At 72.4% G+C, this 11,236-nt stretch carries 10 protein-coding genes; 4 read left to right on the forward strand and 6 right to left on the reverse strand.

What is annotated here, in order from left to right:
- Positions 1–2 precede the first annotated feature (2 nt).
- Genes HN031_RS20025 through HN031_RS20035 form a run of 3 tightly spaced genes read right to left on the reverse strand, consistent with a single transcriptional unit; the run spans position 3 to position 3,357 of the window.
- Entirely contained in the window at positions 3–932 is a 930-nt protein-coding gene (locus tag HN031_RS20025) for a carbohydrate ABC transporter permease (RefSeq protein ID WP_172274594.1), read from the reverse strand.
- Positions 929–1,942: a sugar ABC transporter permease gene (locus HN031_RS20030; protein ID WP_322425346.1), complete on the reverse strand. Its 1,014-nt coding sequence runs from the start codon at positions 1,940–1,942 to the stop codon at positions 929–931. Before HN031_RS20030 ends, HN031_RS20025 begins: the two co-directional genes overlap by 4 nt.
- On the reverse strand, positions 1,939–3,357 hold the full coding sequence (locus HN031_RS20035; protein ID WP_216652645.1) for an extracellular solute-binding protein: 1,419 nt from the start codon (positions 3,355–3,357) through the stop codon (positions 1,939–1,941). The genes HN031_RS20030 and HN031_RS20035 overlap by 4 nt, the downstream gene beginning before the upstream one ends.
- A 125-nt stretch (positions 3,358–3,482) precedes the next feature.
- On the opposite strand from HN031_RS20035, the gene HN031_RS20040 reads away from it, so the two are divergent.
- Positions 3,483–4,634: an ROK family transcriptional regulator gene (locus HN031_RS20040; protein ID WP_172274597.1), complete on the forward strand. Its 1,152-nt coding sequence runs from the start codon at positions 3,483–3,485 to the stop codon at positions 4,632–4,634.
- A 24-nt stretch (positions 4,635–4,658) separates the two neighbouring features.
- Here the strand turns inward: HN031_RS20040 and HN031_RS20045 are convergent, their stop codons facing one another.
- Positions 4,659–5,522: a tryptophan 2,3-dioxygenase gene (locus tag HN031_RS20045; protein ID WP_172274599.1), complete on the reverse strand. Its 864-nt coding sequence runs from the start codon at positions 5,520–5,522 to the stop codon at positions 4,659–4,661.
- Positions 5,523–5,563: 41 nt separating this feature from the next.
- Here HN031_RS20045 and HN031_RS20050 point away from each other — a divergent pair, with 41 nt between their 5' ends.
- The 3 genes from HN031_RS20050 to HN031_RS20060 all read left to right on the forward strand — a co-directional run bounded on the left by HN031_RS20050 (position 5,564) and on the right by HN031_RS20060 (position 9,154).
- Complete coding sequence (locus tag HN031_RS20050; protein WP_172274602.1) at positions 5,564–6,499, forward strand: DNA-3-methyladenine glycosylase; 936 nt, start codon at positions 5,564–5,566, stop codon at positions 6,497–6,499.
- A 94-nt stretch (positions 6,500–6,593) separates the two neighbouring features.
- Positions 6,594–8,288, forward strand: coding sequence for an FAD-dependent oxidoreductase (locus HN031_RS20055; protein WP_172274606.1), 1,695 nt, complete (start codon positions 6,594–6,596; stop codon positions 8,286–8,288).
- Positions 8,285–9,154: a hypothetical protein gene (locus HN031_RS20060; protein WP_172274609.1), complete on the forward strand. Its 870-nt coding sequence runs from the start codon at positions 8,285–8,287 to the stop codon at positions 9,152–9,154. Before HN031_RS20055 ends, HN031_RS20060 begins: the two co-directional genes overlap by 4 nt.
- Here the strand turns inward: HN031_RS20060 and HN031_RS20065 are convergent.
- Positions 9,114–10,358, reverse strand: a complete 1,245-nt coding sequence (locus tag HN031_RS20065) for a phospholipase D-like domain-containing protein (RefSeq protein ID WP_322425340.1) — start codon at positions 10,356–10,358, stop codon at positions 9,114–9,116. The two genes, HN031_RS20060 and HN031_RS20065, sit on opposite strands and share 41 nt — an antisense overlap.
- A 43-nt stretch (positions 10,359–10,401) precedes the next feature.
- Positions 10,402–11,223 carry an aminoglycoside phosphotransferase gene (locus HN031_RS20070; protein ID WP_172274613.1) on the reverse strand — a complete coding sequence of 274 codons (822 nt, stop codon included), beginning with the start codon at positions 11,221–11,223 and terminating at the stop codon, positions 10,402–10,404.
- Positions 11,224–11,236 lie beyond the last annotated feature (13 nt).

Below are 11,236 nucleotides of genomic sequence, written 5' to 3' on the forward strand. Positions count from 1 at the left end.
TCTCAGCCCTTCTCGGCCCCGGCGGTCAGGCCACCGGCCAGCCACCGCTCGCTGAGGAAGAACAGCACGATGATCGGCACGGTGAGGATGACCGAGCCGGCCATCAGGACCGTGGTGGGGACCTCGATGCTGCCGGCGAGCTGCGACAGGCCCAGCGAGACCGTCCAGTTGTCCCGCTTCTCGACGAGGAAGAGCAGCGCGAACAGGAACTCGTTCCACGCGATCATGAAGATGAACAGGGCGTTGGAGGCGATCGCCGGCATGGCCAGCGGGAGGCTGACGTGCCACATGGTCTGCAGGCGCGTGCAGCCGTCGATCTCGGCCGCCTCCTCGATGCTGGCCGGGATGGTGTCGAAGTAGTTGCGCAGCATGTAGATCGACACCGCCGCCACCTGGGCGACGTAGACCACGAGCAGGCCGGTGAGCGTCCCGCGCTGCTCGATGCGGGTGAAGAAGACGAACAGCGGGATGGCGAGCAGGATCGCGGGGAAGAAGTAGACCCCGAGGAACAGCGCGCCGATCTGGCGACGCCCGAAGAAGTCGAGCCGGCTCACCGCGTACGCACCGGGCACCGAGACCAGCAGCGTCAGCACGACCGTGCCGATGGCGACGACGAAGCTGTTGCGCAGGAAGGTCAGGAAGCCCTGGCCGCCGTCGTCGGTGGACCGGAGCACGTCGCCGTAGGTGCCCGGGTCGACCTCGCCGCCGGACGGCCACAGCGCGCCGGGGTCCTGCAGCACCGCGTCGAGCGGACGGAAGGACAGCAGCAGCATGTAGTAGAAGGGGAACAGGCAGATGAGGAGCAGGAACGCGATCGTGAGCGGCCGCACCACGGAGAAGAGCCGTCGCTCGACCCGGTCGCGGTGCCAGCCGCTGGGCCCGGCCTCGGCGACCGGCCGCTCGGGGCGGGTCGTGCTGGTGGCGGTGCTCATGCGACGTCCTCCCGCCGGCCGAAGAGCCTGAGGTAGATGGTGACGAGCACGCCGAGGATGGCGGCGAGCACGAGCGCCTGGGCCGCGGCGGCACCGATGTCGCCGCGGTTGATCAGGTAGTCGAAGACGCGCACCGCGACGACCTGCGTCCCGGCGCCACCCCCGGTGAGGAGGTAGATGTCGTCGAAGTTGTTGAAGGTCCAGATGAAGCGCAGCACGGTCAGCACGGCGATCGTGGGCAGCAGCTGCGGCAGGATGATGTGCCGGAACCGCTGCGTGGGTGTCGCGCCGTCGACCGTCGCGGCCTCCTCGAGAGAGTCGGGGATGGCCTGCATGCGGGCGGTGATGAAGAGGAAGGCGAACGGGAAGGACCGCCAGGCCTCGAACAGCACCACGGTCACCAGCGACTGGCTGATGTGCAGGTCGACGCCGAACGGCGCGATCGACTTCGACGAGCTGAGGAAGGCGATCGGGTCGTCCCAGCCCAGCAGCGTGGTGCCGTAGTGGTTCACGATCCCGAACTGCGGGTTGAGCATCGTGGTCCACACGAACGTGGCGGCCACGACCGGCGCGACGTAGGGCACCAGCATGCAGGCGCGTACGAGCCCGCGACCGCGGAACGGCCGGCGCAGCGCGAGCGCCGCCACCAGGCCCAGGCCGATGGCGCAGGCGGTGCCGCCGACCGAGTAGATGAGCGTGGTGACCAGCGCGTCGACGAAGCCGGGCGAGGTCAGCACGTTGGTGAAGTTGTCGAGGCTGTAGTCGCCGATCACCCCGGTGGTGCGGAGGTTGAGCAGCCGCACCTGCTGGAAGGCGAGCGAGATGGTCCAGAGGATCGGCAGCACCACCATCGCGAACACGATGACGAAGGTGGGCGTGATCAGCAGGTAGCCCGTCCTCCGGTCCTGCTTCACCCGGGTCGAGGCGGCTCGGCGGGGGCGTCGCCCCGGAGGCACGCGCTCGGGCGCCTCCAGGGTCGCCGCCTGCCCGGTCGGGCCTCCGGTCGTCACGGGAGCGAGTCCTGCACCGTCCGGACCGCGTCAGCCGCCTCCTGCATCGCGTCGGCGGCGTCGGTGCCCCCGGCCACCTGGTTGACGGCGTTGGCCACGGGCTGCTCGCCCTGGATCGCACCCAGCAGGTCGCCCTGCCCCTGCGGGATGGCCCAGCGCTGCAGGGTCTCGACGCCGCCGGTGAGCTTGTCGATCACGTCGGGGCCGTAGAAGTCGGAGAGGGGGGCCTTGGTGTCCACGCCGACCTCCATCGACGACCACGCGTCGGAGAAGTTGGTGGCGCCGGGGCTGTTGCCGGGCCGGACCGGGATCTTGCCCTCGGGGGCAATCTCGATCCACGGCTCGTAGCCGTCGTTCATCATGTACTCGACGAACTCCTGGGCCGGCTCGGTCGCCGCCTCGGCCGGGATCGTCCACGAGGTGACCTCGCCGTAGGTCGCCGGCTCGGAGCCCGACGGGCCCTGGATGGAGGTGACGACGCCGCTGTTCTCGGCCAGGAACTTCGGGTCGTCCTTGCACTCGGGGCAGCTGGGCACCGCGTCGTTGCGGAGGCCGGCGAGCTCGTCGAGGACGAAGCTCGACCAGATGAGCATGGCGCCCTGACCGGCGAAGTAGGCCGCGCGCGTGGTGTCCACGTCCTGCGCGCCGGTCACGGAGTAGTCCTGCTGGAGCTGGCCGTAGAAGTCGAGCGCCTCGACGCACTCGTCGCTGTCGAGGGTGACCTCGCCGGCGTCGTCGACCATCTGGCAGTTGTTGCCCAGCCCGATCTCCTCGAAGGTCTGCGCGGTGAAGGCGTCGCCCGCCACGTTGGCGCCGAGGAAGCCCGCCACGTCGGGGGAGTCGAGCTCCTCCGCGGCGGCCAGCACGTCGTCGTACGTCGTCGGCTCGGCCAGCCCGGCCTCTTCGAAGAGGTCCTTGCGGTAGACGAGCAGCTGCACCCAGGACTCGCTCGGCACGGCGAGCTGCTCGTCGCCGTCGGCGGTCAGCTCGACGGCGCTCTCGTTGAAGGTCGCGGGGTCGAGGGACTCCATGACCGCCGCGACGGCCTCGGTGTCGACGAGCTCGTTGGCCGACAGGGTGCGGACCTGGCTCAGCGGCAGGGCGCCGATGGCGTCCGGGAGGTCGCCCGCGGCGGCGTTGGAGGTGAGGATCTGGTTGAACTGGTCCTCGGCGACCGCGGTGAGCTCGACGTCGATGCCACTGCTCTGGGTGAAGTCGTCGACGATCGCCTGGGCCGCCTTCACCCGGTCGGGGAGGTCCTCGACGATCCACACAGTGATGCTGTCGGCGTCGCTCTCCTGCTCGTCGCCGTCGCCCCCGCAGGCCGCCGTGACGGCCAGCATCGTGCAGGCGAGGGCTGCCATGCCGGCACGCCGCCGACGGGACGTCTTCGAAGCGGTGGTGTGCGTGGTCACGGGACCTCCCAGGGGACAACGAACTTTTGTCCAAACACTGGACCTATGTTTCAAGGCTGTCAATCATTTCTTGTGCGAGAGTTTCCATCGATCGCAGCCGAGACGGACCGGACGGACGGAGGAGCATGACCAACGGGCCCGGCGACATCCTCGAGCTCATCCGCCACCGCGAGATGACGCGTGGTGACGTGCTCGAGGCGACCGGGATGTCCCGGATGACCCTCACCCAGCGCCTCGACGCGCTCTTCGGCGCCGGCCTGATCATCGAGGGCAGCACGACCGGGGCGACGGGAGGCCGACGCCGTCGCAGCCTGGCGTTCAACACCGCCCAGTCGCACGTCCTGGTCGCCTCCATCGAGACGACGCACGCGCGGATCGCCGTCGCCGACCTCGGCGGGACCGTGCTCGACGAGGTGTCGCTCGACGTCGCGGTCGCGGACGGCCCCTCCCACGTGCTCGACCGCATCGCGACGGGGATGACCGAGCTCATGGCCGCGCTCGGCGTGGCCCGGAGCGCGCTGTGCGGCATCGGCCTGAGCCTGCCGGGCCCGGTCGACCCGGAGACCGGCCGGCCCAGCCAGCCGCCGATCCTCCCCGGGTGGGACGCCTACCCCATCTCCGAGCACCTGCAGTCAGCGCTGCCGGGCGTCCCGGTGCTGACGGCCAACGACGCCGACGCCGCCGCCATGGGGGAGTACGCCGCCGGGCACGCCGGTGCGCGCTCGCTGCTCCTCGTCAAGGTGTCGACGGGCATCGGCACCGGCATCGTCATCGACGGTCGCTCCTACACCGGCGTCGATGGGGGTGCCGGCGACATCGGGCACGTGCGCGTCTCCCCGGGGTCCGACATCCGCTGCCAGTGCGGGATGCACGGGTGCCTGGCCGCCGTGGCGAGCGGCCGCGCCGTGGCCGCCGAGCTGACCGCGCGCGGCGTGCCCGCGGCCTCCGGTCGCGAGGTCCGCGCGCTCCTGCAGTCGGGCGACGCCGAGGCCGCCACCCTCACCCAGGAGGCGGGCCGGCGCATCGGCGAGGTCATGGCGACCGTGGTGTGCCTCATCAACCCCGAGGTGGTGCTGATCGGCGGCGCCCTGGCCTCGGCCCCGCTCCTGGCGGGCATGCGCGAGACGCTCTACCGCTTGGCGCTGCCGCGCGCCACGCGGCACATGGCCCTGCAGCTCGGCGCCCTCGACGAGGAGGCCGCGGTCGTCGGCCTGACCCGGCTGGTCGTCGACCAGGAGTTCGCGCCCGCGGCGATCAACTCCAGGCTCCGCGGCTGAGCGCTGCCCGACGCGTGGACCGGGTCACCCGATGCGGGTGCGGACCTCGTAGAGCTCGGGGAAGAACGTCAGGTCGAGCGCCCGGCGCAGGAAGTCGACGCCCGACGACCCGCCGGTGCCGACCTTGTGGCCGATGACCCGCTGCACCACCTGGAGGTGCCGGAACCGCCACTGCTGGAAGGCGTCCTCGACGTCGACCAGCTCCTCGCAGGTCTCGTAGACGCCCCAGTGCTCGGCCGGGGCGGCGTACACGCCCGCGAAGAGCTCGACCAGGTCCGGGTCGGTGGCGCGCGGCTGCGACCAGTCGCGGTCCAGCAGCCGTTGCGGGACGGCGTACCCCTGGCGCGCGAGGTGGGCGAGGAGCTCGTCGTAGAGCGACGGCTCGTGCAGCAGCTCCTGGAGCGTGGAGCGGGCGCCCTCGTCGTGCGCGAAGACCTTCACCATGTCGGCGTTCTTGTTGCCGAGCAGGAACTCGACCTCGCGGTACTGCGCGGACTGGAAGCCCGAGCTGGTCGCGAGGAACGGCCGGATCTGGGCGTACTCGCTCGGCGTGAGCGTGGCGAGCACGGACCACTGGTCGGTGAGGGTGTGCTGGATGTGCTTGATCCGCGCCATCCGCTTGAGCGCGGGGGCGAGGTCGTCGGTGCGCAGCAGGTCACGCGCCGAGCGGAGCTCGTGGACCATCAGCTTGAGCCACAGCTCGGTGGTCTGGTGCTGCACGATGAAGAGCAGCTCGTCGTGCTGCGGCGGGTCGGACAGGGGCTGCTGGGCGGCGAGCAGCACGTCGAGGCGCAGGTAGTCGCCGTAGGACATCGACCGCGAGAAGTCGCGCTGGATGCCCTCCTCGAGCTCACGCTGGTGGGGAGTGGCGCCCGGTGCATCAGACATGGACGGCAACCTAGTCGGTGGTCTCGTCTAGCGTCGCACCCATGGCCCTGACCGACGGCGAGCGCACCCGCACCTGGCGGCCCGCGTGGCCGTGCGCGCCGGCGCAGGTGCTCCGGCCGCAGCGCCGCGGCGCCGGCGACCCGACCCAGCGGCACGAGGAGTCGGGCCGCATCTGGCGTGCCATGCGTACGCCGCTCGGGCCGGCGACGCTGTGCGTCCACCCCCGGCCGGCGGTGGGCGAGGTCGTGGGCCGGGCGTGGGGTCCCGGTGCGGAGTGGGCGCTGGACCGGATGCCCGCCCTGCTGGGCGCGGACGACGACCCGAGCAGCTTCGAGGCGCACCACCACCCGGAGGTGGCCGCGGGGTGGCGCACCCACCAGCACTGGCGCATCGGCGCCACCGGGTTGGTGATGGAGTCGCTGGTGCCGTCGATCCTCGAGCAGAAGGTCACCGGCAAGCAGGCGTTCGGCTCGTTCCGCGAGCTCGTCCGCCGCCACGGCGAGCCGGCGCCCGGCCCGGTCGGGGCGCTGCGCCTGATGGTGCAGCCGACGCCCGAGACGATCGCCGCGATCCCGTCGTGGGAGTGGCTGCGCCTCGGCGTGCAGCCCGCCCAGTCGCGCACGGTCGTCACCGCCTGCCGGCTCGGGCCGTCGCTCGAGCGCATCACCGAGCTGCCCGTCGAGGAGGCCGACCGGCGGCTGCGATCGATCCGCGGCGTCGGCGTGTGGACGAGCGCGGAGGTGCGCCAGCGCGCGCTGGGGGACCCCGACGCGGTCAGCTTCGGCGACTACCACCTCGCCAACTGGGTCGGCTGGGCGCTCCTCGGACGCGACATCACCGACGACGAGATGGCCGAGCTGCTCGAGCCCTACCGCCCCCAGCGCGGCCGGGCCGCCGCCATGGCGATGGCCGGTGGGCGGACCCGCCCGCGGCGCGGACCGCGGATGAGCGTGCCCACGCACCTGCCGACCCGCTGAGGCACCGCTCCAGACACCCCAGAATTGGAGTCGCCGCACCAGGTGCGGCGGGAGTAGCGTCGCTGACCGTGTCGAGGCTTTGAGGGAGGCCCACATGGGTGACGCCGATCCTGTCCTGCTGCTGGCCACGACCGACGAGACGTCGCGCGGCGTCCTCGGGTCGGAGCTTCGCCGCAGGTACGGCGGCGACTACGAGGTCGTCGTGTGCGCCGAGTACGCCCACGCCCGCGCGGTGCTGGAGGGGCTGCGGCGGTGGGGGCGGCAGGTCGCGCTCGTGATCGCCTGCTACGGCCCCGACGACCGCGACGGCATCGACTTCCTCCGCCGGGCCTACTCGGTGCACCCGTCCGCGAAGCGCGCGATCACCGCCGTCTGGGGCGACTTCGCCAGCACCGGCGACGTGTTCGCCGCCATCGGCCACGGCCACGCCGAGCTCCTGCTGCTGCGACCGGAGCGCCCGCGGGACGAGGAGTTCCACGGGTCCATCACCGACGCCCTGGACGACTGGCACCTCGCGCAGGGCATCGGGTTCGAGGCGGTGCGGATCATCGGCGAGCAGCGCGACGAGCGCACCCACTTCCTGCGCGACTCGTTCGGGCGCAACCACATCCCGGTGGGCTTCCACCAGGTGGGCACCGAGTCGGCCACCCGGCTCCTCGCGGGGCTCGGACTGACCGAGCCCGACCTGCCGGTGCTCCAGCTGGCCTTCACGACCCCGCCGACGACCCTCGTCGCGCCCACCGACCTGGAGATCGCCGATGCCTTCGGGCTGATGCGGCCGCCACCGGCCGACCACGTCTACGACGTCGTGGTGGTGGGCGCCGGACCCAGCGGCCTCGCCGCCGCGGTCTACGCCTCGTCCGAGGGCCTGTCCACGATGGTGGTGGAGCAGCAGGCCGTGGGCGGGCAGGCCGGCACGTCGTCGCTGATCCGCAACTACCCCGGCTTCTCCCGTGGCGTCAGCGGCGCCCACCTGGCCTTCCGCTCCTTCCAGCAGGCGTGGTCCTTCGGCACCGAGTACTCCTTCCTGCGCCAGGTGGTGGAGCTCGGCACCGAGGACGGCCTGCACACGGTGACGATGACCGACGGCACGGTCGCCCGCACGCGCAGCGTCGTCGTCGCCACCGGCGTCGACTACCGACGGCTGGAGGTCCCCGCCCTCGAGGCGCTGGTGGGACGCGGCGTCTTCTACGGCGCCGCGGTGTCCGAGGCCCCGTCCATGGCGGGTGGCGAGGTCTACGTCGTGGGCGGCGGCAACTCCGCCGGCCAGGCGGCGCTCCACCTGGCCCGCTACGCCCGCCAGGTCACGTTGCTGGTCCGCGGGCCCTCGCTCGCAGCGAGCATGTCGGACTACCTCATCTCCCAGCTGGAGGCCACGCGCAACGTCACCATCCGCTACCGCACGGCCGTCGTCGGCGGCACCGAGGAGGACGGGTGCCTCGCCGGGCTCCGGCTCGCCGACCCGCACGGGGCGCCGGACGAGGGCGACGACGTGCCCGCCTCGGGACTCTTCGTCCTCATCGGGTCGGTGCCGCGCACGTCCTGGCTGCCCGCCGAGGTGGAGCGGGACGACACCGGCTTCGTGCTGACCGGTCCCGACGCGGCGCAGGCCGGTGGGCACGCGTCCCGGCTGCCGCTCGAGACCAGCATGGAGGGCGTGTTCGCGGTCGGCGACGTGCGTGCCGGGTCCATCAAGAGGGTGGCCACCGCGGTCGGCGACGGTGCCACCGTGATCGCCCTGCTGCACGGCTACCTCGCGTCCCACCCGGCGCCCACGGCGAGGGCATGAGCGACCACGCGACCCGGCGCCGTGACGTCGTGGTCGCCCGGCCGATGCGCGCGATCCTGGTCCTGGCGGCGTTCCTCGTCTTCCTCGCCGGCCTGCAGCTGACCGTGTTCACCTCCCGGACCGACGAGTGGTTCTCGTGGACGATCGACGTCCCGATGACCGCGGTCTTCCTGGGCGCGGCCTACTGGTCCAGCGCCGTCCTGGAGGTCGCGGGCGCCCGATCGGCCGGCTGGGGACGCGCGCGCCTGACGGTGTGGACGGTGCTCGTCTTCACCACGCTGACCCTCGTGGTCACGCTCGTGCACCTCGACAAGTTCCACCTCGGGGCCGACCAGCCGACCGGCGCCCGGCTCATCACCTGGGGCTGGATCGCGATCTACGCCGGCGTCCCGGTGGCGATGGTGGTCGCCCTCGTGCTGCAGCGGCGGGTCACCACGCCCGCGCCCGACGTCGTACGCCTCCCGCTGCCGGTCGCGCTGCGGTGGCTGCTCGTGGGCCTCGCGGTGGTGCTGGTCGGGACCGGGGTCGCGCTGCTGCTCGCGCCCGAGCAGGCCGCGGAGGTCTGGGCGTGGCCGCTGACGCCGCTGACCGCGCGCGCCGTCGGCGCCTGGCTCGTCGGGCTCGGCTGGGCCGCGGCGCACGCGCGGCTGATCGACGACGTGGACCAGGTGCGTCCGCTCGGCTGGACCGGGGCGGCCTTCGTCGTGCTGGAGGGGGTCGCGCTGGCCCGCCACGGCGACGCGCTCGACTGGTCGTCGTGGCAGGCGCTGGCCTACGTGGCCGGTCTGGCCTGGATCGGCGCCGTCGCCGCCTGGATCCTGCTCCTCAGAGCAGGGGGCGCAGCGGTGCGAGGAAGCTCTCGGTGAACTTCCGGTTGAGGTCGCGGGCCTCCCACTCGGCGAGGGTCAGCTCGAGGCAGTTGGACTCGTCGGTGCGGAAGACGTCCTCCATCACCGCGGCGAAGGCCGGGTCGATGACCTCGAGGTTGATCTCGTAGTTGCCCTGCAGGCTGAGCCGGTCGATGTTGGCGGTGCCGACGGTCGACCAGCTGCCGTCGATGGTGGCGGTCTTGGCGTGCACCATCGCGTCCTTGAACCGCAGGATCCGCACGCCGGCCGCGAGCAGCTGGCCGTAGTAGCCGCGCGAGATCCAGTCGGCGACGATGTGGTTGGACTTGAGCGGCAGCAGGATCCGCACGTCGACGCCACGCCGGGCCGCGTCGGCGACCGAGTCGACGAAGTCCTGGTCGGGCAGGAAGTAGGCGGTGGTCAGCCAGACGTTGCGGCTGGCCCGGTTGATCGCCTCGAGGTACATGCTGCGGATCGGGAAGGACCACTGGCGCGGGATGTTGCGGTGGATCCGGATCTGCGGGTCCCAGTCCGAGGCGGTCTCCAGCAGGAGGGGGCGCTCGCTGCGGCGGATGCGGTGGCGCCGGTTGAGGTTCCAGAAGTCGGCGAACGCCCGCTTCATGTCCCACACGCCCGGCCCGCTGATCCGCACGTGCGTGTCGCGCCACTCGGTCGCGTAGGCCGAGCCGATGTTGTAGCCGCCGAGGAAGCCGACCTCCTCGTCGACGACCAGCATCTTGCGGTGGTTGCGGCCGTAGCCCCGCAGGCTCCAGAACCGGAGGCCGGCCGTCCAGATCGGGTAGCGCAGCACCTTGAGCGACGGCGAGAAGCGCTTGAAGGCGGGGGAGACGACCACGTTGGCGAAGCCGTCGTAGATGCAGTGCACGTCGACACCGCGGTCCGCGGCGGCGGTCAGGGCGGTCTTGAACTTCCACCCGATGTCGTCGCCCTTCCAGATGTAGGTCTCGAAGAGGATCTGCTTCTTCGCGCCGTCGATCGCGGCCAGCATGTCGTCGTAGAGGTCGCGCCCGAACGTGTACGTGGTGATCTCGCCCGCGCCGACCGGGACGGTCTGTGGCCCGGTCACCGGGAACGGCTTCGGCTTCTTGCCGCGGCGCCGGTAGGAGTCGACCAGTGACAGCACGACCGCGAGCCCGATCTGGAGGCCGAGCAGACCGAGCAGGGTGCGCCGGACGGTGGTCAGCGTGCGGGCGACGGTCACGCGCACAATCTAGCCAGCAGGTGCCCGGTGCAGCCGCCCGGCGTCACACGAGGCCCAGCGCGGCGTAGCGTCCGACGTCGCACGGCTGGTCGGAGAGGACGCGGAAGAGCGCGGCTCTCAGCATCGCCTGCCCCTCGGCGACGCTGCGCCACTCGGCCAGGGCACCGGTCGGGGCGCCGTGCCACAGCACGGCGTCGAGCACGCACACCGCCTCTGCCCACAGCGGCGAGCGCCAGGCGGGGGAGAGGTCGATGACGAACGGGGTGCCGGCCGCGTCGAGCAGCACGTTGCCGGCCAGGTCGGCGTGGACCAGCTGCTCGCGCCCGAGGTCGGTCCCGTCCAGCCCCGCGACGAGGTCCTGCACGAGCGCGGCGAGGCCGGGCTCGGGACGCCTGCGCGCCGCCGCGAGCGCGGCCGGTGCGTCGTACGCCTGCCGCTCGGCGGCGGCCCAGCGGTCCGTCCGGACGTCGAGGGCGGCCGGACGCTCCGCGACGGCCGTGGCCAGGAGGGCGTGCAGGAGGTGGGCGGTGGCGCGCAGGGCGGCCAGGTCCCTGCACGGTGCCGTCGCCGGCTCGAAGCGCGTGGCCGCCCACCCGTCGACCACCAGCCGACCGTCGCGCGCCGGGACGGGGAGGGCGAGCCGGAGCGAGCGGGGCACGGCCTCGTCGAGCCGGACCGCCAGTCGGGCCTGGTGCGGGGCGAGCCACTCCTCGGAGGCGTCGTGCCCGGGCGACACGACGAGGTCGCCGGCCCGCCAGCTCGTCCCACGCCCGCCCGGGAGGCGCTCGAGCACGCCGTCGGCGACGAACAGGTCGAGCACGTGGTCGGGCGGCCGGTCTGCGTCGGGGCGGCCGTCCGGGGGCATGGCAGCGAGCGTA

Source organism: Nocardioides sp. zg-1308 (assembly GCF_013155375.1).
GTDB classification, from domain to species: Bacteria; Actinomycetota; Actinomycetes; order Propionibacteriales; family Nocardioidaceae; genus Nocardioides; species Nocardioides renjunii.

Coding starts and splice junctions, on each gene's coding strand:
- HN031_RS20025 (WP_172274594.1), bottom strand. CDS start 932: ATGAGCACCGCCACCAGCACGACCCGCCCCGAGCGGCCGGTCGCCGAG.
- HN031_RS20040 (WP_172274597.1), top strand. CDS start 3,483: ATGACCAACGGGCCCGGCGACATCCTCGAGCTCATCCGCCACCGCGAG.
- HN031_RS20045 (WP_172274599.1), bottom strand. CDS start 5,522: ATGTCTGATGCACCGGGCGCCACTCCCCACCAGCGTGAGCTCGAGGAG.
- HN031_RS20050 (WP_172274602.1), top strand. CDS start 5,564: ATGGCCCTGACCGACGGCGAGCGCACCCGCACCTGGCGGCCCGCGTGG.
- HN031_RS20055 (WP_172274606.1), top strand. CDS start 6,594: ATGGGTGACGCCGATCCTGTCCTGCTGCTGGCCACGACCGACGAGACG.
- HN031_RS20060 (WP_172274609.1), top strand. CDS start 8,285: ATGAGCGACCACGCGACCCGGCGCCGTGACGTCGTGGTCGCCCGGCCG.
- HN031_RS20070 (WP_172274613.1), bottom strand. CDS start 11,223: ATGCCCCCGGACGGCCGCCCCGACGCAGACCGGCCGCCCGACCACGTG.